Origin of the sequence: Aquimarina algicola (genome assembly GCF_006443095.1) — a bacterium.
Lineage (GTDB): Bacteria > Bacteroidota > Bacteroidia > Flavobacteriales > Flavobacteriaceae > Aquimarina > Aquimarina algicola.
In genome coordinates, this window is the sequence record NZ_VFWZ01000004.1 from 86,220 (window position 1) to 109,707 (window position 23,488).

Genomic DNA, 23,488 nt, shown 5'->3' on the forward strand with positions numbered 1-23,488 from the left:
AGACCAAATTATGAGTAAAAAAGACGAAGCGTTTAACTTTAAAGGTTGAAATTTTAAGAACAATGACACAAATTTTAACCCTTACCTTTAAAATTTTAACCTGCAAGATTGAAATTTCAACATCTTGAGTTAAAATTTCTACTCATCAAGTAGAAATTTTCGTGAAAAAGACCCAACAGAAGGTAAAAAAGACGCAAAGCATTAAGAGTTTAGGTATTGGGTATGAAGTTTTAGAAATGAATATGAGAAGACACGTTCTATCAATCACAGAGAATTTAATAATACAGTCAATAAATAGTATAAATTGCTTGTACTTGTGATGGAAATCAGCATAAGATAGAGGTATCAACTATTTACTGTATGCTTTCAATACTATCAAAAAACCTCATTCATCATAATATAAAAATTGACACAAAAGAAAAGACCGTTAAAAAACGGTCTTTTCCTATTATATAATCATAGAAATGTTCATCATTCCTTTTATTGAATGATCAGCTTTTGCGTTTTTGTCTTTTCACCTTCAACTTCTATTCGTATCAAATACATCCCTGTTCCTAATGCTAAATCTTTTGCAGAAAAAGTATTGACTCCTGAATTCAGTTTAATTTGAGATTTTTTTCTTCCTAATATTGTATAAATAGTTGCTGTTGCCTTTTTATTTACGTTCTTGCCAATATTAAGAACAAAACTATCTCTTGTAGGGTTAGGAGTAAGTTTTACAAAAGATAAAACTCCTTCATCTTCATCTCCCATAATTGCTTCTACATCACCAAAAGAAGTTAAGGCTGTTGGTAACAGTGATCCTCCGCAAGAACCTTCATATATTTTGACATTAGAGAATACCGATGTGTTACCACTACCTGCATCATTGTCATTTATAAATACTAATTGATTCATGGCTCCTGTATAAAAAGTTCCTACCGGGATAACATATTTTTTTGATCCAGACGTATAATCATCAAAATTCGTTACTCCGTAGTTTTGAGTACCATGAACTTTGAAGTATTGTGTAGCTGTCAATGTATTGTCTGTCTCAAATCCAATACCATGAATTTCTCCTTGTGATGTACTACTAAAATCAAATTCGATAACAGTATTAGTAGTTACGGTATAATTAAATGCTATAGATTTCCAGGTATTGTTTTGTAATGATAATGTAGTTCCTGTATTTTGGATTGTAAAGTTTCCGGCAGAATCTTGATTAGAGAAAGAATTGATCTGAAAATTATTGAAATCAATTGAATCACATACCGGGTCAGGATTACCTGTTCCATTTTGTATGCTTACAGCATCGATAGCAATATCACTTTGCCATCCTTGTGAACCATCTCCTGTTAATACATTAAACCTTAGTTGTACACTCGTTTCTCCTGCATATGCAGATAAGTCTATATTTGCTGCATTCCAGTCTGTTCCTTGTGCTCCGTTTCTAGAGAAAACACTAGTCCAACTACCAGTATTATCTGTTCGTGCCTCTACCGTTAAACTTTCTATAGCGCTTCCTATCATGTGATATCTAAATGCGAGACTAGGCGATGTTAGAGAAGAAAAGTTCAAACAAGGTGAATTAAGAATTGCTCTTTTATTAGGAAAACCTGTTCCATTACCTGAAGCTTCTACATAAACATAAGTAGATCCATCAAAAGCACTAGAAGGTCCCGTACCGTTTGAAGGTGTTCCACCAGAATTTCTAGTCCAGTTTAAATCATCAGCAGTCTCTTGAGCCCATTCTCCAAAATTTGTTTCAAAGCTTTCTGTAAATGGAAATGATGCTACATCACCAGAACAAGTTCCCGGACCAGGCCCTCCACCATCGCAAGGGTTTACAAATGAAACAACTTGATCATTATTAGAGTTAGTTCCTCCATTATTATTTTCATTAGCTCCTTCTCCTACTCCTCGTTCTGCAAAAGCTTTCCAGATTAAACATCTATATTGACCATTATACAAATCTTGATCTGCTTGCAAAATACCATCTCGACCAGAAACAAATCCAGGATTATTAGCGGTATTTTTTAATCCTTCAATAACTAAGGCCATTGCTATATTATTACCACCGGTTCCATTATAAACATCAGGATCAAAACCTTCTTGATCAATCAAAAGCCATGTCATATCCCATAGAATAGTAGCAAAACCATACCCAACGCCATGAGGTACTCTTAAACCACCAATATCTGCATAATCAGTATTATTAATTGATCTATCAGTAGAATACGGTGTGGGACGGATTCCTCCTCCTGTAGTCGGTTCTCCAATAGCATATGTTCCTACACCTCTTCCAGTTGTTCCTACATCACCAGGTTTCATTGTGAGTACAAGTCCGAACCAATCAGACCAACCTTCACCCATCTGCTCAGAACCACCAAGTCTGTTTGCCGAAGGACCTCCAACTAATCTAGTAGAAATCCCGTGTCCATATTCGTGTGCAATGATAACATTATCTAGATCACCATCTCTTGTAGGATTCGTAAATAAGAACATCGACATTCTTGGATTCGAACCATCTGGTGGTGTCGAGAAAGTAGCATTATTAGTTCTACTACCATCTTGTGCATCTGCATTTACAGAGTCACTACCTATACCACCATTACCATAGTTATTTTCTTGAAAGTTTCCACTCGCTTCGTCAAACCCATATTGATACCATATATCATGCATAATATTGTTCCAGTAGAACAAATTAGTGATAGCGGCAGATAAGTATTGATCAGGACTTAGGTTAAGATTGATTGGAAAATCAAAATCAAGAGTTGCTCCACCATCTGGAGAAAAACCTGTTCCATTGTTACCATTTCTATCATCCTGAGCCCAAACATTATTACCTCTGGTTATTGTAAACTCTGCTCCAGAAGCTCCATTGGTGTCATGCCAACCAAAAGGCGAAGCAACTGTATTTGCAGGGTTTGTAACTATTGAACGATTACCATGGTTTGGACTTTCTACCGGCAAAGCATATACATTGTAAGAATCTGGTGCAAATGCAGTAGCAGTGGCAGCAGTAACTTCTTTTTTATGATCAAACAATACCGATCCATGATCGTGATTGTGATGATGTGCATCACCAAAACTACATTTTACAACCCAGTTTTCTTCGTAAATGATTTTTCCATTAGAGGCATCAACATAACTATTCCACCAATTATTACCGCTTTTTTCATAAAGACTTACATTCCAACAAAGTTTAAGTTCATCATTATGCAATTTATATACTTTTGAAACTTCTATAGGATGTCCTTTCATAGCGATCCCGGAATTATCATACTTAGAAATAGTAGTCCCAGCAGAAGATTTACCAACTATTTTAGATAATTTGCCTGGTGCTGCTAGTCCGTGTGCTCTAGCAACAGCATTGATTGCCATTGCTTCTGTAGAAGATGATTTTGCAGAAACAATTTTTGACTTTGTATTTTTTACAAATTGGTCAATTTCATAAGTAATTTTATTGTTTTTTACGGTAAACTTATAAGTACCATCAATGATAGGGATATCACCGTGATATTGTTGCACATATACATGCTTAATTCCTGCTTTTAGCGAAGGAACCTCATCTGTAATTTTCCACTTAGAAAAGTCACCATCAGAAGATGCTTTTGCATTAGCATTTTCTTCGACATTGTCAAAATAATTTCGGATTAATGCACTAGAGTCTTGTGCAGAAATAGTTTGTCCTAGAAGAAGTAGCAATACGACAAACGAGTACATTTTTTTCATAAAGATAAGTTTTGAGTTTGTCTTATAAAATTAAATATTATTTAACTGTAATTAACATTTAACTATAATCTTATATTAAATTATCAAAAATTAACATTTATTATGAAAAATAATTAAAAGTAAAATTATTACACTAGAAATTACAGATGTGGTTGCTTAAACTAGTATAGATACTAGGATGACAACCAAAAGATATTTTAATTCTGAAAAAACTGTTTTATCAAAAAAATAAGAATACCTTTTTTGAATTACTGGAAAAGCATCGACTCTGTCCTAATTTTTTTTTCAAAAAAAACCAATTTTGAAGTTAAAAATGGTCATTTTGACTAACTATACTTTCTAAAAATTAAACAAAATATTCTTATCACTATCTTTATATTGTATTTTCTTTAATTTAAATATATAATATGAAAGATCAGTTTTTTGCAACATATTTTAATACTCAAAATAGTATTGACATCCCTATTGATATTGCAAATTACTTTATAAACAAAAAATACAAACGAATAGTTGTAAAGATTACATGTAAGGAGAAATCAATGGAGTTTCATGCAGCTTTACAGAAATCCAAAAACAAATATTATATTCTCTTTAGTAAAGAAAAACAGAAAAAACTAAATGTTCTTGTTAATGATGGATTAGAGATTACATTATCAAAAGACACTTCAAAATACGGTGTAGAAATGCCAGAAGAATTTGAAGCTGTCTTACAAAGTGATTTTGACGGAGCTTCTCTTTTTGAGTCTTTGACTGATGGAAAAAAAAGAGGTTTGATCTATCATATATTAAAAATTAAAAATTCACAGACTCGTATAGATAAAGCTTTAATCATCATCGAAAATTTAAAACGAGGAATACGCGATCAAAGAGAACTCATCAAGAAGTTTTAGGCTATTAATAGATATAGTAATTTGTCATTTCCTTTCTTCAAAATAAAAACAACTTTAATTTTGAAGTTTTTAGGAAGAATATGTATTTTAGAGAATCACAAAAATCTTAATAATGGACAAACGTAAATTCCTAAAAACTACGATGATTGCTTCAACTGGATTAGCTACTGCTCCTTCGATAATTTTATCTGCTTGTACTTCTACAAACAAAAAGAAAGATGAAGAGCCTAATGCCGAAGAAGAAAACACAGATATTACAACACCTACTGTAGCAACATTCACTTTACCTAAACTGAATTATGCATATGATGCTTTTACTGATACTGTTGATGCAATGACGATGGAAATTCATTATTCTAAACATCATCAGGGTTATGTGAATAAGTTGAACAAAGCTTTAGCCGAGAATCCTATTCAAGGAAAAAGTATTGACGAAATCCTAAAAAATGATAATCTTCCTGAAGGAGTTAGAAACAACGGTGGTGGTCATTTTAATCATTCATTATTTTGGGACATTTTGACCCCTGGTGGTTCAATGTCTGAAAATTTTAAGAGCCTAATCGACCAAAATTTTAATTCTATGGATGCTTTCAAAAATGAATTGGCCGATGCTGGAAAGAAAAGATTTGGATCTGGTTGGGCTTGGTTATGTCAGGATGCAGACAAAAAATTATTTATTACTTCTACTCCTAATCAAGATAACCCTCTGATGACCGTTGCAGAAAAGCAAGGACATCCTATTTTAGGTATTGATGTATGGGAACATGCATATTATTTAAAATATCAAAACAAAAGAGGAGATTATCTTAATAATATCATGAACATTATCAATTGGGAAAAAGTAGAAGGTAAGTTATTATAACACATCAAAATTTTATGATTCTGATAGTGTTCTAGACTTAGATAAACCTCATGCAAAACACTATTATATAAGAATCATACCAAAATGCTTAAATTTGTTGCAATAATAATTTCAAGCAAAAAGTATGAATGCCATAAAATTGATAGTACTAGTCTTAATTACCACACTATATGCTTGTAAAAATGACAAAAAAGAAGACATTGACAGTGCAAAAAAACAAGCAAAAGAGAGTGATGTTATTGAGTTAGAAGTTCCGTTAGAACCCAAAGGTAATAGTAATGCTACCGGTAAAATTACTTTTATTGAAGATGAAGGCATGGTTAATATGATCGTTGAATTATCTGGATTAAGTCAGGGGCAACATGCTATTTATATTCATGAAAAATCTAACGGAGAACATTTGAGTTCCTCTAATGATCTAGAGGGTAAATGGGGAGCTAAAGAAGGATATCACATCAAAAACCTAAAAGCTGATGCTCAAGGCAACGCAATGTTAACATTTGCAACAAATGATTGGTGTATGGGGTGTAAAGATTCTAAAAAAGACATTATAGGTAAAGCAATTATTGTACATCAAAAAGTAGAAGATTCTTCTGCACAATCCAATAATGTAAGTGACAGAATAAGTTGTGCAGGTATCATTCAATAGTAATGTTTTATCTCAAAAAAGTCTTGGTGAAGTTTAATTTACTAAGACTTTTTTGTTTACGATTTTAATGTGTTTCTATTTTTACAGGATGTTTATCTAGTTTGTAAGTTTTAAAAATTTCATCCACTTCTTTTTTATTGAGTAATTTAATCTCATAATCTTTTAGTACTTCATTTTCAGACATCATGGATCTTGTCATGATCAACCCAAAAGCTTCTCTACGCTTTTCTATATTATGTTCTCCCTTATTTTTGACAGAAAATTTCTGATACGATTCTACCATTGCGAGCCATACTTCTATTTCTTTGTCAGGATTCTGATCTTTTAGAAAATTATCATGCATCTCTTCAAAAGATATAGGATATACTTCTGAAAAAGTTATATGTATGTTTTTTATATGTTCTACTTGTTTGTTGGTAAGATTTTTTTCTACTATTATTTTGGGTGTCAACTTATCTTCTAGTTGTTGATATTGTGTTTGGTTGCTAAGGTTTTGATTGCAGGATATCAAAAGTATTACCCATAAAAAAGAAATATAATGTTTCATTTGTATTTTCTTGAGAATTGAGATTATACTATTCAAAATCAATAAGAACACCTTTTCTTATCTTCTGAAATTTACATTAAATTTTATATCAGACTCCTTAATTATTTAATAAAAAAATCAAAAAAATACGAGTAGTCTATTTCTTCTTCAACATGATAAACATAGATTATTATCAAAATAAAATTAACTTTGTAATAAATCATTAACCAATGAACCCTTCAACTTCTGGTTGGATAGACAAATTTCTCAGAGATTTGGAAACTGATCCGACTATACTAGAATTATCATCAAATACAATATATGCTGACTTAAGGAAAGCCGGTTTTATTTATGGCAATTCATTAGAAAGTATTGTAGTAAGCGACGCTGATATTGTGTATTCTGAAGAAGAAAAAACAAAAGTCAACTTATTCAAAGCATTGGTAATCACATATACAGAAACTACAAAAACAATTCACAAAGAAGATTGCATCTCCTCTTTACTTACTTTTTATGGGCTTTTGGATACAAAAAAATCATTTTTCTCTTTCCCAAACCTATTAAACACTAACAATAGTGAAAAACTAGAAAAAATAATACACACGAGAGTACAGACGAATGAATCTATTTTTAAAAAGAACTTTAGCCACTTATTAACCAACGCTCTACTATATGCAGATGTACTTGCATACAAGTTTTATTTACTTAATAACGAAAATCCATTAGAATATGCGGCTAAGTTAGAAGAAACACTTACAAATACCGTGTTTCTTGCTTTAAATTCTAAAAAAGAAAAGGATGAGTACGACAAATTAGTCGTAAAATTGTTTGCTTCTTCTGTACGATACACAACTATACTATCAGAAGACAAAGCCAGTTTTGACCATATAGAATTAGAAGGTTATAAAGATGATATCGAAAAAAAATATATTTTGGACCTTACAAGTCTTGCTGTATGGAATGATCAAGATTTAGATACTGGAGAACAAAGTTTTATGTCTGCTTTGGGGGCAGAATTAGAATTACCAAATTGGGTTACAAAAGAATCCATTGATCTGGTGCAACAATTTGTACAAGAACACAAAGACGACATCACTTTTTTTAAATACTCAAATCCAGCTTTGCATTTTTACCAACAAACTGCAAGAACTGTAAGTATTCTGATTTTACGAAATAAAAAACGATTGATTAAAGAAATTTCTCAAAGTAAAGAGCTGATGATTTTATTAGGACAATCTACGATTAGAGATCTTACACGAGAAGAAAAGAAAAAAGTAAAAAAACAATTATTGGATGTTTGTAAAACGGTGCCATCTCTTGCAATCTTTATACTTCCTGGAGGAAGCTTATTGCTACCATTACTAATCAAATTTATTCCTCAGTTACTCCCCTCTGCTTTTAATGAAAACAGAGAATGAATATGATGTATTACACTTCTTCTAAATGTTCTAATTCTTTGTAGTTTTCTTTTAATCTACGAGTAAGAATACCATATATAACTCTATAAAACAAAGCAAAGAAACCTGCAAATACAGATATAATCAATACTGTAACTACTATAAACAACCAAACAGGAGCTGCTTGAGCTGTCGTACCATTAGAAAACTCATCTGTAAAGAAATAAATATAGATCGTTGCAGCAAACATAGTAATACATATCTGACTAATATTCACCCAAATATATTGTTTTACTGTTCTCCTGGTTCTAATAATATTTTTCATCAAAACTTTTGTAGAATCTGTTGATCTTATTTTTTTATAATTCATATAAAATCTTATAATAAAATATAATAAGATCAAATATGAAAATATTGAAATCCCGGTAAATACGTTTTCCAAGTTTTTACTTTCGAATTCAGTTTGCATACCGCTGAATTTGAAAATAGTATCCAAAGATGCCCATAAAAAGAATTCTAAAATACTAATTACAAAAATCCATCTTACCAATGAAGACGATTTTTTAAGTTTCATTTTATAAATATCTGTATATGTCAACTTGGGTAGCGCTTCTTCCTGCTTTTTCCAATCTTGCTTTAATAGTTCTAATTCGTCCATGGGTTACGGATTTAAAATTTTTTTCAACTTCGTTTTCACTCTATTCATTTTTACTCTAGCATTAACCTCACTAATCCCCATAGTATCGGCAATATCTTTATATGATTTATCTTCTAGATATAAAAAAACTAATGCTTTTTCTATATCATTCAATTGTTTAATGGCTTTATACATTGATTTAAGTTGTTGTTCAACTTGATCATCATACTCTTCTGCTTTTATTTTAAAACTAAAAGATTCTATATCCGCAGTTTTTATAGCTTTCTTAGATCTTCTATAAAGCGTTATAGCAGTATTTAATGATACTCTATACATCCATGTACTAAATTTTGCATCTCCTCTAAAATTTGGATATGCTTTCCATAGCTGAATGGTTATTTCCTGAAACAAATCATTATGTGAGTCGGGATCACTGGTATATATCCTACAAATTTTGTGCACAATATTCTGATTCTGCTCAAGGTGGGTTACAAAACTATGTTCTAATTCTTTGTTCACTCTGGTAAATTACTTAATTAATATGTATTTAAAAAAGTGACTTTGTTACAATCGAAAACCATCTTTTTATTTATCAGGCATACAAAACGTTAAAAATCATATTTTTAGAATTCAGGAGGCATCTTATCTTTCATCATTTTTCTTTTTAAATAAGAGGGAAAAAACATCAATTTAGGTAGTGTTTTACATCATAAGAAGTTACCTTTGTAAAACAATTTTTTTCATAATGAATATCCCTTTTACTAATTTACCAAGATTAGTTGTTATTGGTGGCGGTTTTGCAGGAGTTGCTATGGCAAGAAGTATGATTAAAGAAAATATCCAATTAGTTCTTTTAGACAGGCACAACTATCATACTTTTCAACCTCTTCTTTATCAAGTTTCAACATCATCATTAGAACCGGATTCTATAGCATATCCGCTACGAAAGATCGTAAAAAGAGGAAAAAATACTTTTTTTAGAATGGCAGAAGTAGAATCTATTGATCCTGATCAAAAAAGAGTATATACCAATATCGGAGATATTTCTTATGATTACCTTGTTATTGCAACAGGTGCCAAAACCAACTTTTTTGGCAATACTACTATAGCGACCAATGCTATGCGAATGAAAAACCTTCCGCAAGCACTTAACTTACGTAGTTTGATGTTAGAAAACCTTGAGCAAGCTGTTATAACTGATGATCCAGAAGAAAGAAAAGAATTGTTACGATTTGTTCTTGCCGGAGCAGGACCTACAGGAGTAGAATTAGCTGGAGGGATTGCAGAATTAAAACTTAATGTACTGCCAAAAGACTATCCCGATATGGATTTTGATGATATGGAAATCCATTTGATAGAAGGAGCCCCTCGAGTATTACCTCCTATGAGTGAACACGCTTCTGAAAAAGCATCGAAGTTTCTAAAAAAAATGGGGGTGCATATTCATACAAATACTCAAGTAAAGCAATATGAAAATAATATTGTAACTACAAATACAGATTTATCACTCAAAACTGCAACATTTATATGGTCTGCCGGTGTAACAGGAGCCCCGGTAGAAGGGATCAAAGCAGAAGCCATAATGAGTAGAGGCAATCGATATTATGTAAATGAGTGTAATCAAATAGAAGGATACACCAATATATTTGCTATCGGTGATATTGCTATAATGAAAACAAAAGAATATCCTAATGGCCATCCTATGGTGGCACAGCCTGCAATACAACAAGGTAGACATCTGGCAAAAAACATGAAGCGACACCTAAAAGGAAAAGCAATGCTTCCTTTTAAATATTTTGATAAAGGTTCTATGGCAACTATAGGTCGCAATAAAGCGGTTGTGGATATTGGCAAACTAAAATTTGGTGGCTTTTTTGCCTGGTTTATTTGGATGTTTATTCACTTATGGTTTCTTGTTGGTTTTCGTAATCGTTTTGTAACCTTTTTTAACTGGACGTATAACTATATTAATTACGATAAAGCGGCAAGGTTAATTGTCAGACCCTTTAAAAGTGATGCAAAATCTGTGGAGAGGGTTTAATAATATTTTATTTATAAGTCTACTAATGATTAGTAGCTCAATTTTTGATTTTTAATAAAAAGTACGGGGTTTAGAAGTACAAAGTAGTAAGTATAGAGTACTGAGTAAAATCGCTTCGTCGTTCTGGACTTGATTCAGAATCTCATATACAAGGTCAGAAGTACGAAATTAGATTGCAAACTGTTGAGTTTAGATTTTTGAAGTACGAGATTAAAAGTACAAAGTATGTACGTCCCTAATATAAGTGGATCACTTTTATATTGTTGAAGTACGAAGTTCATACATTCTCAACAATCACTACTCTATACTCAACACTAGACACTCAAAAACTCACATACTCATGGGGTAATTGACCGGTTATTATTCTTTTTTTCAATCCATCCTTATTTTTCTACAGTTCGGTAACAATCAATTCTATTTTATGGGTAGTTAGTAGACTTTTGATGTATCAATTATCAAATAATACATCAATGAAACGTTTACTAACCATTATTTTTTTATCCTTATCCATATCCATATACGCACAAAACACCATAAGTGGAACGGTAACTGATCCCTCAGGTAATCCAATCCCCGGAGCCAATGTATATCTTGATGGTACATATGATGGAGGATCTACAGACGACAAAGGAAATTTTTCTTTCACTTCTGAAGAAGATGGCGTACAAACCCTACTTATCTCTTTTTTATCTTTTGAAACTTACACGCTACAAGCAGATATTTCAAAAATGAAAACCTTAAAAATTACACTCAAAGAAGATGTAAACTCTCTGGGTAGTGTAATCCTCAATGCCGGTACATTTTCGGCAGGAGATAACAGCAAGGCCTCTGTGCTTTCTCCTTTGGATATTGTAACTACGGCCGGTGCTGCCGGAGATTATATAGGAGCATTGCAAACTCTACCAGGAACCTCTAATGTAGCTGAAGATGGACGTCTCTTTGTAAGAGGTGGTGACGCTAGTGAAACTAATGTTTTCATTGATGGTCAAAGAGTATTTCAACCTTTTACAGCTACAACCAATAATATACCGACACGTGGGCGTTTTTCATCATTCTTATTTAAAGGTACTAACTTTTCTACAGGAGGATATTCTGCTGAGTATGGTGATGCATTGTCTAGTGTATTATTATTAAATACTATCGACGAACCAGATCAAGAAAAAACAGAACTGCAATTTATCAACGTTGGTATTGGAGGTGGAAATACTCAAAAATGGGAAAAAAATTCTTTGAGTGTTAATGCTTTTTATGTGAACCTAGAACCTTATCAAGATATCATCGATCAAAGAGTACAATGGCTTAAACCTTATGAATCTATAGCAGGCGAAACCGTATATCGTCATCAATTCAATAATGGACTATTAAAAGTATATGGTGGATTAAATTATGCCAATTTTGATCTCATTCAAGAGGATATCAATATCCCTGAAGGGATCAACTTTAGCCTAAAAAACAGAAACCTTTATCTAAATACTTCGTATAAAGGAACGTTGGGGAATGATTGGAGCATCACTACCGGTGCTAGTTTTGCAAACGATGATAATGACATCAAAGTGATTAATAATAATGTTGATAATGAAACGAATAGTGTTCACCTCAAAATGAAACTCAAAAAGAGATTCAGTAACCGTTTCAAACTAAATTTTGGTGCAGAACAATTCTTTAACGCCTTTACAGAAAAGGTAAACAGTCCGGATTTTAATACCTTCAGAAGCTCTTATGACAATAATAGCACAGCAGTTTTCACTGAAGCCAATGTATTTTTTAGTAAAAAACTAGCTATGCAAATTGGTGTAAGAGGAGTACGCAATACATTATTAGAAACAACCCGAGTTTCTCCCAGAGCATCTCTAGCGTATAAAACCTCAGGACATTCTCAAATATCATTTGCATACGGAGATTTTTATCAAACGCCTCAACAAGATGTCATCAAATTTGATCAAACTCTGGAACCTGAAAAATCATCACACTTTATTTTGAACTATTTATATCAAAAAAACAAAAGAACTTTCAGAGCAGAAGGATATTACAAAACATATGACGAACTGGTAAAGTTTGATACAGAACAACCAGAGTTCAATAGTATATATAACAATAATGGTAGTGGTTATGCTAGAGGAGTAGATATTTTTTGGAGAGACAATCGATCTATCAAAAACCTTGAATATTGGTTAAGTTATTCTTTTCTGGACACTGAGCGTGATTTTAGAAACTACCCTACCAAAGCAACACCAAATTTTGCCGCAAAACACAACCTTTCACTCGTAACAAAATATTGGGTTAATAGTTTGAAATCTCAGATTAGTGCAACCTATAATTTTGCTTCAGGAAGACCTTATAATGATCCAAATCAAGCTGTTTTTCAGAATAGAAAAACAAGACACTTCAATTCTTTGGATGTAAGTTGGGCGTATCTGATAAGCCAACAAAAGATTCTATACTTATCTGTGTCCAATATATTGGATGTGAATAACGTATTCAACTACCAATACAGCAATACTCCTGATATCAACGGTAATTTTTCCAGAAGAGCGATACGTCCTAATGCAGATCAGTTCATTATCCTTGGTTTCTTCTGGACCATTAGTGAGAACAAAAAAGACAACCAATTAAATAATCTGTAATCTAAAACTATATTCTTATGAAACGTATTCTTCTTGCTTTAACAATTACATTCAGTACAGTTTTTAATGCTATTTCTGCTCAGGATCAACAGACGATAAAAGTTACGATTGACAATATAAAAACAGATCAAGGGGCAATACAGGTTGGGTTATACAACACCAAAGCTACATTCTTGAAAAACACCTACAAAACAATACGAACTAAAGCAAAAAAAGGCAGCGTAGAAGTGATTTTTAAAGATATTCCCAAAGGAGAATATGCCATCTCTCTCTATCATGATGTAGACAACGACAATCAACTCGATACCTTTTGGCGTATTCCGCAAGAACCTTATAACACGAGTAATAATGCCAAAAGAAAATTTGGTCCACCATTATGGAAAGATGCTAAATTCAATTTAGACAATCAAGAAGTACATCAAACCATTAATCTTTAAAAGAGTTTACACTTCATCCTACAAAAATTACAGTTCGGTAGTTTATACTTTATAATACTCTCATTCTTAAAGATATTTACACCATAAATCAAAAACAATATTACCTATGAAAACAATCATATACACCGCAACATTATTGATCAGTATGCTTGTAAATTCGCAAACCGCATACGAAAAAGGAATGACCAAAGCTTTTGCACTGTGGGGCGAACAAAAGACTGACGAATCCATCAATCTTTTTGAACGTATCGCAAAAGCTGAAAAAGAAAACTGGCTCCCTTATTATTATGCAGCACAAGTACATATTATAACCAGTTTTAGAATAAAAGGAATCGACGCTGTAGAGCCTAAGCTAAAGAAAGCTCAGGAATATCTTAACGAAGCCAAAACACTTTCTAAAAACAATGCAGAGATACTAGTGTTGGAAGCTATGCTAAATACCTCGTATGTTGCTCATGATCCTGCTGTATATGGACCCACACTATCTGCCAAAGTAGAAGAACTCTATCAAAAAGCAAAAGCTATAGAACCCAAAAACCCTAGAGCTACTTTATATCATGCAGAATGGCAAATGGGTGGAGCAAAATACTGGGGCAAAGACCCAAAAGCCTTTTGTCCTGAGATAGAAAAAGCTATATTGTACTTTGAAAATGATAAACATGATACTCCTTTTTATCCAAAATGGGGAAAAGACAGAATTAGCCAGGTACAGGCAACATGTAAAGAATAAATGAAAGACATCAGAAAAATATTAAAAGTAAGTATTATAATAACGATTTGCATCGAGGCTGTAAATCTATTACTCAACATTGGAGACCCGATCTCAATTAAAGAAGAAATCGAAAATACTGTTATTCACTTTTTGTTTGCTTTCTCACTCACTGTTGTAAATGGGTATTTCTTTGAGTTTTTGAATAATAGATATACATGGGAGAAACAACCAAAAAAACGATTATGGCTTGGAGCTATAGGCTCTATGGTAATCACAATGTTTACCATCGTTATCATTCGGTTCATTTTGTCTGTGGTCGTATATAATCAATCTATTGAAAAATACATACAAAATGAAAAACTAAGTTATTATTATGCAGGTTTTGTGATCACACTAATTGTATCTCTTTTTTTACATGCATTTTATTTTTACAAAGAGTTACAGAATCGACAAATAAAAGAACAAAAAATAATAGCAGATACAGCCTCTGCAAAGTTTGCTGCTCTCAAAAATCAGTTAGACCCTCATTTTCTATTCAATAGTTTAAATGTGTTGACATCGCTGATAGAAGAGAACCCGAGAATGGCACAAAAGTTTACAACTTCTTTATCAAAAGTGTATCGATATGTCTTAGAGCAAAAAAATAAAGAATTAGTCACTGTAGATGAAGAACTCAAATTTGCACGTACATATATGACATTGGTAAAATTACGGTTTGAAGATAGTATCAAATTTGATATCCCGGATAGTGCAACAAATCCCGAAGCCAAAGTAGTGCCATTATCATTACAATTACTTTTAGAAAACACTGTAAAACACAATGTAGTGATGCCCGAAAGACCATTGCATATTAAAATTTATGAGGATGATGGTTTTCTGATTGTCGAAAATAATTTACAACCCAAAAAAGTCATAAAACAAAGTAGTGGTGTTGGGTTAGGCAATGTTCAACAACGGTATGCTTTGCTAACCAAGAGAAAATTCTCTGTATATAAAACAGAAAAAGCTTTTATTGCAAAGCTGCCCATATTAACAAAAAAAATAAAATTTACAGATATGCAAGTATCGCAAAATATAGAAAGTATAGAAATGGCTAAACGCCTAAAATATGAACGCGCTCAAGAGCAGGTAAAAAAGATCAAAGAATTTTATGGCAACCTTATCTCTTACTGTATCGTTATTCCTTTTTTAGCTTTTATAAACTACTATACGACTGGTTACAGATTTCCTTGGGTGTTGTTTCCTATTGCAGGATGGGGAATTGGATTAATTTTTCATTATGCAGAAGCATTTGATAGACACCCTATCTTTGGAAAAGACTGGGAAAAGAAAAAAATCAAACAGTACATGAATGAGTCTAAAACTACTTATGATGAATAGTTTTGATCAACAAAAGGCATATATCAACGCTAGAAAAAGACTAAAAGAAGAAAAAGCTTTCTATGTACACGTTGGGGTATATATAGCAATCAATATTGTCAGTTTTATTTTTTATAAGATTGCATTTGACCAATCTCTTTCTAACATCACATTCTGGATCAATACCCTTAGACCGTTCTTATGGGGGATAGGACTTATAGGACATGGTTTATGGACTTTTAGAAGAAACATCAAATGGCTCAAAAATACAGTCTACAGTAAAGAATGGGAAAAAAGAAAAATTAAAGAATTGATAGATCAAGATGATTTTTAACTTTTTAAAATATTAATGATGAGAGATCTTGAACAACAACACCGATATGAAAAAGCCAAAAAAAGAGTAGAAAATGAAAAAGGATTTTATACACATTTAACCGTATATATTGTGATCAATATTATCCTACTCATTACCAATGCAGATATTATAGATGATGGTCTAAAAAACTTAGGAAGCTGGCACTTATATATCACTCCAACATTGTGGGGGATAGGATTATTTTTTCATGGGTTCTCAGTTTTTGGAAAATATAAGATATTCAGTAGAAAATGGGAAGAAAGAAAAATTAAAGAGCTCATGGATAGAGATAATTTTTAATTAACCATTAAAGTATTAAAAACAATGAGAAATCTAGAAGAACAAAAACGATACGAGCGTGCCAAAAACCGTGTCGAAGAATTAAAAAAGTTTTATAACAATCTTTTTTCATATATAGTAATTATAGGCGTATTGGCTGCTTTTAACTATTATTTAAATCAATGGTCATATGCCTGGTTTTTATGGGCTGCATTTGGTTGGGGAATCGGTATTGTTTTTCATGCCATAAAAGCTTTCAAAGTAAATCCTATGTTTAACAAAGATTGGGAAGAAAGAAAAATAAGAAAGTATATGGAAGAGGAAGAAGGTCGACAACGGCAAATGTGGGAATAAGCTAGTCTCTTTATAGCGATCTTACGAGACATTTCAATCTCAATTATTGAATATTTCTTACTATTTTATAATATCAAAACAACCTAAATATAGAATACCACTACCCTATTAACCTCTAATATAATAAACCTTAAAAATAACTATGACTACTATAATTATAGAAGACGAAAAACCGGCTGCCAGACGTCTCGGAAGAATGTTACAAGATCTAGACATCCCGGTACACACCATGCTACATTCTGTACAAGAATCTATAGAATGGTTTCATGCTAATGAGCATCCTGATCTTATTTTTCTTGATATACAATTAAGCGACGGGCTGTCTTTTGAAATTTTTGATGCTGTTACCGTAAAAAGTGCAATCATATTTACCACAGCTTATGATGAATATGCATTAAAAGCTTTTAAACTAAATAGTATTGATTATTTATTAAAACCTATCGATGATGAAGAACTAGAGACAGCAGTTCTAAAATACAAAGAAAATCTACCTCAAAAAGAACAATTACAAGTAGACTTTGAAGACATCAAAAAATTATTAATCAACCCAATGGATCGGGTCTACAAAAAAAGATTTACAACCAAAGTCGGGCAACATCTCAAAATTTTTAATGTAGAAGATATAGAATGTTTCTATTCAGAAAATAAAGGTACATATTTACACACTACCGAACATCGAAATTATCTTATAGATATTACATTAGAATCACTAGACAGTGAACTTGATCCTCAACAATTTTTTAGAATTAACCGAAAATTCTTTGTAAACATCAATGCGATTAAAGATATCATATCCTATACGAACTCAAGACTTCAAATCAAACTCAATACCTTTGACGAGTTAGACGTAATTGTAGCCAGAGAGCGTGTAAAGGATTTTAAAGAATGGTTAGAGAAATAAAAATCAGATAGCTATTTTTTTAGTATTCCCATTTTCTTTGTTTATTAAGTTCTTCTTCTGCATCAAGCTCTTCTTGTGGAATCACTTTAAGAAATGAAGGATGTTGTTCTATGGCATATTCTAGTTTACTAACGATGTCATCTATAGAATCAGTATCATAATTTATATCAAGAGGTTCTTTGATCACCATAGATTGTAAGATACCCCTTTTCTTAATTCGGATTCCTTTTTTATCAAATGACCTTCTAAAGCCATCAATTACAATAGGAATAACAATCGGTTTATATTGTCTAATAATATGTGCAGTTCCTTTTCTAATAGGTTTAAACGGCTTGGTAGTTCCTTGTGGAAACGTGATCACCCAACCATCATCTAATGCTCTTCTAATGTTGGTAATATCACTCATTTTTACCTGTCGGTTGATATCTTTACCTTTTTCTCTCCAAGTTCTTTCTACAGTAATCGCTCCTGCATATGCCAAAATACGTGCTAGCAACCCTGCTCGCATCGTTTCTTTTGCAGCAACGTAGTATAGATTTAGTTTTGGATTCCACAAATAACCAATATTTTTAATTGAATCTACCCGACCGCTCAGACTTGCATTAAAAACATGAAACATTGCTACGACATCTGCAAAATAGGTTTGATGATTAGATACAAAAAGAACATTGTTATCAGGAAGATCTTTGAATACTTCACTTCCTTCTATCTGTAACTCATTAAAACCTCTATAACGCCTATGCGTTATGGCTCCCATGATTCTAATAAGCCATTTTTTTAAAAATAATATATGACCAAAAGGATTTTTTTTAAATAATCCCATAAATAAATTTTAATTAAATATCTTCTATACTGTTGGCAGTTTACGAGTACCAAAATGTAACATTTTGATTATCAACGAAAATTAACAACATTTGCTTAAATAACAGACAAATTCTTAGATAAATTCTTGTGAAAATTTCAGAGAATAAGGCTGCCAAATATACAAAATCATAGTTCTCTTGCTAGTTTTAAAAACATTTTAAGTTCACTCAACATCATTGCTGTTGCTCCCCAAACCGTATAACCATTTAATTTAAAAGAAGGTACCTCAATATCTTTTGCATAAGAAGTCGTTAATATTTTTGAAGAAACATTAGATTCATCTAATAATGCATCTAAAGATACCTCAATAATTTTAGCAACCTCAGATTGCTGCGCAACAAATTCGGGCTTTGTCATAGCATATCCTAAAAACGGATGAACCCAAAAATTAGAAGGTGGAATATACACCTTTGTCATATCTTTGATTACAGAAATCATTTTAGGGGGAACCCCTATCTCTTCATAAGTTTCTCGTAATGCAGTTTCTCTATAATCAAGGTCATACATTTCATTTTTCCCTCCAGGCAGGGCTATCTGCCCAGAATGCACTCCTTCATATTCCGGTCGAAGAATTAGGGCAAAATGCGTGATACCGCTTTTAGGAAAAAAAAGCATCATTACAGCAGCATGTCTAGGATTTTTTTCTTCTATCTTAAATGTACGTAATTCTTTTTTACGAATCTCGGGAGCCATAATAAAATGTGATGATTCTCCCGGTACTGACATTTTCTGTATTTTTGGAATTAAATTTTTAAATGTTTCAAATGTCATTAACCAAATCAGTTTTGTGCTTTTGCATAAGTATTATCATATTCTGTAGTTGTGAAGATACACATTCTAAAAAAAATAAGCCGGATCAAAAGATAAATACCACAAAAAATAATACAAAAGATACGACGACAACAAAACTAGATCATACAAAACAACAAGACAGTCAAAAAAACACAACATCTTCTAAAGACGAACCTTTTAAACTTACTAATGAAAACCTGAGAGCTTTTATGGAGCAATACGGTAAAGAAAACCCTGAAACTCTTGTAAAAATTGGTACTCGATATGGAGATATACATATCAAATTATACAAAGAAACTCCTATCCATAGAGCTAACTTTATTTATCTGGTCAAACAAAAGTATTTTGATGAAACTTTCTTTTACAGAGTGGCTAAAAATTTTGTTATTCAAGGAGGAAATAGCGATCGACAGCAAATGGCTAACAGAAGGTTTGAAATCGGAGAGTATACCGTACCACAAGAGCCCATAAAAAAACTAAAACATGTTCGTGGAGCAGTTGCTTTATCAAAACAATGGGTTGATAACCCTTCTAATCGATCTACACCTTACGAATTCTTTATTGTAGTTTCCAAAAATGGTGCTCCCCATCTTGATGGAGAACATACTATTTTTGGTAAAGTAGTTAAAGGTATGAGCGTAGCTGATAAAATCTCTAATGTACCTGTTGACGGCAGTGAGTGGCCAAAAGAAAATATTTTTATAAAAGCAGAAGTGATTAAATAATCAATAGGTATTATTAGTAATAATACTTAGCTATAATTTTTGTGTATAGTAATTGTAATCTGATATCACTTGTTTTATAAATTTTAATGGTTTTTCTTGTGGTGTTACATCCATCAAGGAGCTTACTTTTTCTGAAAGCTTTAAAACAACGCTATGATCTGCATGTCTTCTTGCATCGTTATAAATTGATTTGATTTTTCGCATTTCTTCATCACTAAATACTGTTACTTGTGGATACACTGCTACATAATCATCAGGAATATCTACCAAAATTGTTTGATGAAATCTGGTACGTTGACGTTCACTGATCACTGTTGTTCCTGCAGCCATATCTCCCAGACGTTGTCCTTTTCCATTAAATAGAATAGCAACAACAGCAATTCCTCCTGTTGCTAGGGTGATATCTAATAATCGTAATAACCATCTTATCAAATAATTCGAAAAAGCAGGTTTAGAACCATCTAGTTTTGCCACTTTTATTTTCATAACGGCTTTACCAGGAGTTTTACCGTCCCAAAATGTCTCCCATAATAAAAAATATAGAAAGGGAGGCAATGTTAGAATTAGTATAAATGCCCACAGATTACCCGGATCTAAATCAAGTACGGTAACAATCAGTACTATGACTAAAAAATATGCAATGATGATCAAAACATCTATAAGATAAGCAACAATACGATCTGAAATATCAGCAGCATTTTGTTCTATACTAACATTTTGAGCTGTTTCTATTTGAAAATTATCCATTAATTATGTTTCTTTGAACCTCTTAATTATTGATACATGCGTGAGGCTGCTTTTGTAAAGCAAAATAAAGATAAATGGTTAAAATTTGAAAGTGTTCTGGTGAATAATGCAGAAATAAGCCCGGATGAACTTTCAAGTTTATACATAGAGATTACTGATCATCTTAGCTATGCTCAGACTTTCTATCCCAATAGTCAAACACTTAATTACTTAAATGGATTAGCGTCAAACGCTCATCAAAAAATTTATAAAACCAAAAAAGAGAAAAAAGGAAGGCTAATCTCGTTTTGGGTTCGAGAATTTCCTCTGGCATTTTATGAGTATCAAAAAGAATTACTCATTTCTTTTCTCATTGCAGTATTATTTACAGCTATAGGTGCATACTCTTCTGCTACAGATGGAGCTTTTGTAAGATCAATACTTGGCGATGGTTATGTAAATATGACTTTAGAAAACATATCTAAAGACGATCCAATGGCGGTCTACAAAAAAATGGAAGAGACAAATATGTTTCTGGGAATTACCATCAATAATATACGAGTAGCACTCAACTGTTTCATACTGGGCATTATGTTTGGTATTGGTACCGTTTATATGCTTATGCGCAATTTTATTATGCTAGGCTCTTTTCAGTACTTTTTTTATGACAAAGGATTACTTTGGGAAAGTGCACGTACTATATGGATACATGGAACTATAGAAATCTCTGCAATTATCATAGCAGGTTGTGCAGGCTTGGTTGTTGGTAATTCTATTCTATTTCCTAAAACGTACACTCGCCTTACTTCTTTTGTAAGAGGTACTAAAGCAGGGCTAAAAATCATCGTAAGCACAATTCCATTTTTTATCATTGCCGGTTTTCTAGAAGGATTCGTTACACGACATACAGAAATGCCTGATTGGCTAGCGATTTTAATTATTTCGGGGTCATTAGCTTTAATTATATTTTACTATATAATTTACCCAATACAACTAAATAACAAACTTAAAAATGAATACTAAAAAATATATAGAATTTAAGAAGAAAAGAGAATTAGGCGAAATCCTTACAGACACATTTGCATTTTTGAGAGCCAACGGAAAACCTTTGCTTTCTGTTCTTATAAAAACTGTAGGTATTCCTTTTATTCTTTTATTAGCAGCTTTTGCATATTATACCTATTCATCTTCTACTGTAATGGATCCGTTTGCTATAAATAATGGTGATGTATCAAATATTGGTAATTTTTTCATTTCATTCTGTTTATTGATTGTAATAGGATCTGTTACAAGCGGGCTTATGTTTGGGTCGGTATCACATTATATAAGAGAATATATCGAGAGTAATGGATCTGTAAATAATGATACTGTCTTTCAAGCCATAAAAAATGATACTGGTTCTATTATCTTATTGAGCCTATTAGTGTTTTTAATTTATTTTGGCGGTTTTGTATTGTGTGTAATTCCGGTCATTTATCTTTATGTACCGATGAGTGTTGTATTCTCTATCTACGTTTTTACTCCTTACAGCATTACAGAATCTATCAGCCAAAGTTTTAATTTAATCAAAAACGAATGGTGGATGACATTTGCAACCCTTTTTATTTTGGCTATCGTTGTTGGGTTAATTGGTTTTGTATTTTCTATTCCTGCTTTTATTTACACTTTTGTAAAAACTTTTACGGCTGCATCAGAAGGGTCACTTACAAACCCATCAGATGTATTTGATTGGGTATACATAGCATTAAATACTTTCTCTTCGGCTGCACAATTTGTGTTATATATCATTACCGCTGTCGCTACAGTCTTTATATATTTTAATCTCAATGAGAGAAAACATGCTACAGGAACGCTAGAGCAAATCGATTCTCTTGGTAATAAAGAATAAAGGTGAAGCATATTTTTAGGTATTTTATATTTTTGATTCTATTTTCCTTACATGCAAACAGTCAGGATACTATAGCTAATGCTAGTACCAAAGAACTTAGATATGATATCAGTGACAAAAGACAAAGTAATCCCTTTGATGAGAATACAATAAAAGAGTTTCGATCTCAAAAAGATTTTGATTATAGAGAACAACAAGAACCTGACAATATATGGACTCGATTTAAATTTTGGTTATCGCAAATCTGGAAAAAATTTATTTCCTGGGTGTTTGGAATAAAAAAAGTTTCTGGTTTTTGGGAGGTAGTTTTTACTATTCTTCCTTATGTTCTTATCGTAGCAGTTTTATTCTTATTAGGGTGGTTGTTTATGAAGGTAAACCCAAAAGATATGTTATTTGAGAAGCAAGACCCTCCTCAAATACAACTCACAGAAGATGAAGACATTATTAAAAATCAGGACATTCAACAATTGATCGACAAAGCGCTGAAAGAAAATAACTATAGATTAGCCATCAGGTATTATTATTTATTTATTTTAAAGAAACTATCTGATCATAAGATGATTGAATGGGAAGCACAAAAGACAAATACCGACTACATCAAAGAACTAAAAGATAATTCATTACAACATCAATTTAAAAATATTACTCGAGTATACGACTTTATCTGGTATGGTAGCTTTGAATTAGATAAAGAGTCTTACCTTTTTGCAGAAAAACAGTTTCAGTCTATAAACCAAACTATTCAAAATTAAT

24 protein-coding genes are annotated in these 23,488 nt (G+C 32.2%); 17 read left to right on the top strand and 7 right to left on the bottom strand.

Features of this window, described 5'->3' with window-relative positions; all coding sequences use genetic code 11:
• Positions 1 to 480 precede the first annotated feature (480 nt).
• A complete protein-coding gene (locus tag FHK87_RS14060; RefSeq protein ID WP_140594121.1) occupies positions 481 to 3,714 on the bottom strand; it encodes a M36 family metallopeptidase in 3,234 nt (1,077 codons plus the stop codon).
• 407 nt (positions 3,715 to 4,121) lie between these two features.
• On the opposite strand from FHK87_RS14060, the gene FHK87_RS14065 reads away from it, so the two are divergent.
• The 3 genes from FHK87_RS14065 to FHK87_RS14075 all read left to right on the top strand — a co-directional run bounded on the left by FHK87_RS14065 (position 4,122) and on the right by FHK87_RS14075 (position 6,115).
• On the top strand, positions 4,122 to 4,604 hold the full coding sequence (locus FHK87_RS14065) for a YdeI/OmpD-associated family protein (RefSeq protein ID WP_140594123.1): 483 nt from the start codon (positions 4,122 to 4,124) through the stop codon (positions 4,602 to 4,604).
• Positions 4,605 to 4,716: 112 nt separating this feature from the next.
• Entirely contained in the window at positions 4,717 to 5,466 is a 750-nt protein-coding gene (locus tag FHK87_RS14070) for a superoxide dismutase (RefSeq protein ID WP_317133547.1), read from the top strand.
• A gap of 124 nt (positions 5,467 to 5,590) precedes the next feature.
• Entirely contained in the window at positions 5,591 to 6,115 is a 525-nt protein-coding gene (locus FHK87_RS14075) for a superoxide dismutase family protein (protein ID WP_140594126.1), read from the top strand.
• 64 nt (positions 6,116 to 6,179) lie between these two features.
• Here FHK87_RS14075 and FHK87_RS14080 read toward each other — a convergent pair whose 3' ends face one another.
• Positions 6,180 to 6,662, bottom strand: coding sequence for a hypothetical protein (locus FHK87_RS14080; RefSeq protein WP_140594128.1), 483 nt, complete (start codon positions 6,660 to 6,662; stop codon positions 6,180 to 6,182).
• A gap of 209 nt (positions 6,663 to 6,871) precedes the next feature.
• Here FHK87_RS14080 and FHK87_RS14085 point away from each other — a divergent pair, with 209 nt between their 5' ends.
• On the top strand, positions 6,872 to 8,059 hold the full coding sequence (locus tag FHK87_RS14085; RefSeq protein ID WP_140594130.1) for an LETM1-related biofilm-associated protein: 1,188 nt from the start codon (positions 6,872 to 6,874) through the stop codon (positions 8,057 to 8,059).
• Between the two features lie 10 nt (positions 8,060 to 8,069).
• On the opposite strand, the gene FHK87_RS14090 is transcribed toward FHK87_RS14085, so the two are convergent.
• Together FHK87_RS14090 and FHK87_RS14095 are read right to left on the bottom strand one after the other, a co-directional pair.
• Positions 8,070 to 8,696: a hypothetical protein gene (locus tag FHK87_RS14090; protein WP_140594133.1), complete on the bottom strand. Its 627-nt coding sequence runs from the start codon at positions 8,694 to 8,696 to the stop codon at positions 8,070 to 8,072.
• Positions 8,697 to 8,699: 3 nt separating this feature from the next.
• Positions 8,700 to 9,194 carry an RNA polymerase sigma factor gene (locus FHK87_RS14095; RefSeq protein WP_140594135.1) on the bottom strand — a complete coding sequence of 165 codons (495 nt, stop codon included), beginning with the start codon at positions 9,192 to 9,194 and terminating at the stop codon, positions 8,700 to 8,702.
• A 226-nt stretch (positions 9,195 to 9,420) separates the two neighbouring features.
• Between FHK87_RS14095 and FHK87_RS14100 the strand changes: the two genes are divergently transcribed.
• From FHK87_RS14100 to FHK87_RS14140, 9 genes are all read left to right on the top strand, one after another.
• The gene (locus FHK87_RS14100) at positions 9,421 to 10,716 is read left to right on the top strand and encodes an NAD(P)/FAD-dependent oxidoreductase (protein ID WP_140594137.1); all 1,296 of its coding nucleotides are present in this window, start codon (positions 9,421 to 9,423) and stop codon (positions 10,714 to 10,716) included.
• Between the two features lie 470 nt (positions 10,717 to 11,186).
• A complete protein-coding gene (locus FHK87_RS14105; protein WP_140594139.1) occupies positions 11,187 to 13,340 on the top strand; it encodes a TonB-dependent receptor in 2,154 nt (717 codons plus the stop codon).
• Positions 13,341 to 13,357: 17 nt separating this feature from the next.
• Complete coding sequence (locus FHK87_RS14110) at positions 13,358 to 13,777, top strand: DUF2141 domain-containing protein (RefSeq protein ID WP_140594142.1); 420 nt, start codon at positions 13,358 to 13,360, stop codon at positions 13,775 to 13,777.
• A gap of 106 nt (positions 13,778 to 13,883) precedes the next feature.
• On the top strand, positions 13,884 to 14,507 hold the full coding sequence (locus FHK87_RS14115) for a hypothetical protein (RefSeq protein ID WP_140594144.1): 624 nt from the start codon (positions 13,884 to 13,886) through the stop codon (positions 14,505 to 14,507).
• Positions 14,508 to 15,869, top strand: a complete 1,362-nt coding sequence (locus tag FHK87_RS14120; RefSeq protein ID WP_140594146.1) for a 2TM domain-containing protein — start codon at positions 14,508 to 14,510, stop codon at positions 15,867 to 15,869.
• On the top strand, positions 15,841 to 16,182 hold the full coding sequence (locus FHK87_RS14125) for a 2TM domain-containing protein (RefSeq protein ID WP_140594149.1): 342 nt from the start codon (positions 15,841 to 15,843) through the stop codon (positions 16,180 to 16,182). The genes FHK87_RS14120 and FHK87_RS14125 overlap by 29 nt, the downstream gene beginning before the upstream one ends.
• A 15-nt stretch (positions 16,183 to 16,197) precedes the next feature.
• Complete coding sequence (locus tag FHK87_RS14130; RefSeq protein WP_226294250.1) at positions 16,198 to 16,503, top strand: 2TM domain-containing protein; 306 nt, start codon at positions 16,198 to 16,200, stop codon at positions 16,501 to 16,503.
• A 24-nt stretch (positions 16,504 to 16,527) separates the two neighbouring features.
• A complete protein-coding gene (locus tag FHK87_RS14135) occupies positions 16,528 to 16,836 on the top strand; it encodes a 2TM domain-containing protein (protein WP_140594152.1) in 309 nt (102 codons plus the stop codon).
• Positions 16,837 to 16,978: 142 nt separating this feature from the next.
• On the top strand, positions 16,979 to 17,737 hold the full coding sequence (locus tag FHK87_RS14140; RefSeq protein ID WP_140594154.1) for a LytR/AlgR family response regulator transcription factor: 759 nt from the start codon (positions 16,979 to 16,981) through the stop codon (positions 17,735 to 17,737).
• Positions 17,738 to 17,756: 19 nt separating this feature from the next.
• Here FHK87_RS14140 and FHK87_RS14145 read toward each other — a convergent pair whose 3' ends face one another.
• Positions 17,757 to 18,560 carry a lysophospholipid acyltransferase family protein gene (locus FHK87_RS14145; protein ID WP_140594156.1) on the bottom strand — a complete coding sequence of 268 codons (804 nt, stop codon included), beginning with the start codon at positions 18,558 to 18,560 and terminating at the stop codon, positions 17,757 to 17,759.
• A gap of 167 nt (positions 18,561 to 18,727) precedes the next feature.
• Entirely contained in the window at positions 18,728 to 19,372 is a 645-nt protein-coding gene (locus FHK87_RS14150) for an NUDIX hydrolase (RefSeq protein WP_140594158.1), read from the bottom strand.
• On the opposite strand from FHK87_RS14150, the gene FHK87_RS14155 reads away from it, so the two are divergent.
• Positions 19,366 to 20,118 (top strand): peptidylprolyl isomerase, encoded by a 753-nt coding sequence (locus FHK87_RS14155; protein ID WP_140594160.1) that lies wholly within the window; start codon positions 19,366 to 19,368, stop codon positions 20,116 to 20,118. The genes FHK87_RS14150 and FHK87_RS14155 overlap by 7 nt on opposite strands.
• 30 nt (positions 20,119 to 20,148) lie before the next feature.
• Here the strand turns inward: FHK87_RS14155 and FHK87_RS14160 are convergent, their stop codons facing one another.
• Positions 20,149 to 20,865, bottom strand: coding sequence for an RDD family protein (locus FHK87_RS14160; RefSeq protein WP_140594162.1), 717 nt, complete (start codon positions 20,863 to 20,865; stop codon positions 20,149 to 20,151).
• Between the two features lie 36 nt (positions 20,866 to 20,901).
• Between FHK87_RS14160 and FHK87_RS14165 the strand changes: the two genes are divergently transcribed.
• From FHK87_RS14165 to FHK87_RS14175, 3 genes are read left to right on the top strand one after another with little or no spacing between them, the layout of a single operon-like run.
• Positions 20,902 to 21,867 carry a stage II sporulation protein M gene (locus FHK87_RS14165; protein WP_140594164.1) on the top strand — a complete coding sequence of 322 codons (966 nt, stop codon included), beginning with the start codon at positions 20,902 to 20,904 and terminating at the stop codon, positions 21,865 to 21,867.
• Positions 21,857 to 22,732 (top strand): hypothetical protein, encoded by an 876-nt coding sequence (locus FHK87_RS14170; RefSeq protein ID WP_140594166.1) that lies wholly within the window; start codon positions 21,857 to 21,859, stop codon positions 22,730 to 22,732. The genes FHK87_RS14165 and FHK87_RS14170 overlap by 11 nt, the downstream gene beginning before the upstream one ends.
• A 2-nt stretch (positions 22,733 to 22,734) precedes the next feature.
• Positions 22,735 to 23,487, top strand: coding sequence for a DUF4129 domain-containing protein (locus FHK87_RS14175; protein WP_140594168.1), 753 nt, complete (start codon positions 22,735 to 22,737; stop codon positions 23,485 to 23,487).
• The last annotated feature ends 1 nt before the right edge of the window (position 23,488 follow it).

Coding starts and splice junctions, on each gene's coding strand:
- FHK87_RS14060 (WP_140594121.1), bottom strand. CDS start 3,714: ATGAAAAAAATGTACTCGTTTGTCGTATTGCTACTTCTTCTAGGACAA.
- FHK87_RS14065 (WP_140594123.1), top strand. CDS start 4,122: ATGAAAGATCAGTTTTTTGCAACATATTTTAATACTCAAAATAGTATT.
- FHK87_RS14070 (WP_317133547.1), top strand. CDS start 4,717: ATGGACAAACGTAAATTCCTAAAAACTACGATGATTGCTTCAACTGGA.
- FHK87_RS14075 (WP_140594126.1), top strand. CDS start 5,591: ATGAATGCCATAAAATTGATAGTACTAGTCTTAATTACCACACTATAT.
- FHK87_RS14080 (WP_140594128.1), bottom strand. CDS start 6,662: ATGAAACATTATATTTCTTTTTTATGGGTAATACTTTTGATATCCTGC.
- FHK87_RS14085 (WP_140594130.1), top strand. CDS start 6,872: ATGAACCCTTCAACTTCTGGTTGGATAGACAAATTTCTCAGAGATTTG.
- FHK87_RS14090 (WP_140594133.1), bottom strand. CDS start 8,696: ATGGACGAATTAGAACTATTAAAGCAAGATTGGAAAAAGCAGGAAGAA.
- FHK87_RS14100 (WP_140594137.1), top strand. CDS start 9,421: ATGAATATCCCTTTTACTAATTTACCAAGATTAGTTGTTATTGGTGGC.
- FHK87_RS14105 (WP_140594139.1), top strand. CDS start 11,187: ATGAAACGTTTACTAACCATTATTTTTTTATCCTTATCCATATCCATA.
- FHK87_RS14110 (WP_140594142.1), top strand. CDS start 13,358: ATGAAACGTATTCTTCTTGCTTTAACAATTACATTCAGTACAGTTTTT.
- FHK87_RS14115 (WP_140594144.1), top strand. CDS start 13,884: ATGAAAACAATCATATACACCGCAACATTATTGATCAGTATGCTTGTA.
- FHK87_RS14120 (WP_140594146.1), top strand. CDS start 14,508: ATGAAAGACATCAGAAAAATATTAAAAGTAAGTATTATAATAACGATT.
- FHK87_RS14125 (WP_140594149.1), top strand. CDS start 15,841: ATGAGTCTAAAACTACTTATGATGAATAGTTTTGATCAACAAAAGGCA.
- FHK87_RS14130 (WP_226294250.1), top strand. CDS start 16,198: ATGATGAGAGATCTTGAACAACAACACCGATATGAAAAAGCCAAAAAA.
- FHK87_RS14135 (WP_140594152.1), top strand. CDS start 16,528: ATGAGAAATCTAGAAGAACAAAAACGATACGAGCGTGCCAAAAACCGT.
- FHK87_RS14140 (WP_140594154.1), top strand. CDS start 16,979: ATGACTACTATAATTATAGAAGACGAAAAACCGGCTGCCAGACGTCTC.
- FHK87_RS14145 (WP_140594156.1), bottom strand. CDS start 18,560: ATGGGATTATTTAAAAAAAATCCTTTTGGTCATATATTATTTTTAAAA.
- FHK87_RS14155 (WP_140594160.1), top strand. CDS start 19,366: ATGTCATTAACCAAATCAGTTTTGTGCTTTTGCATAAGTATTATCATA.
- FHK87_RS14150 (WP_140594158.1), bottom strand. CDS start 19,372: ATGACATTTGAAACATTTAAAAATTTAATTCCAAAAATACAGAAAATG.
- FHK87_RS14160 (WP_140594162.1), bottom strand. CDS start 20,865: ATGGATAATTTTCAAATAGAAACAGCTCAAAATGTTAGTATAGAACAA.
- FHK87_RS14165 (WP_140594164.1), top strand. CDS start 20,902: ATGCGTGAGGCTGCTTTTGTAAAGCAAAATAAAGATAAATGGTTAAAA.
- FHK87_RS14170 (WP_140594166.1), top strand. CDS start 21,857: ATGAATACTAAAAAATATATAGAATTTAAGAAGAAAAGAGAATTAGGC.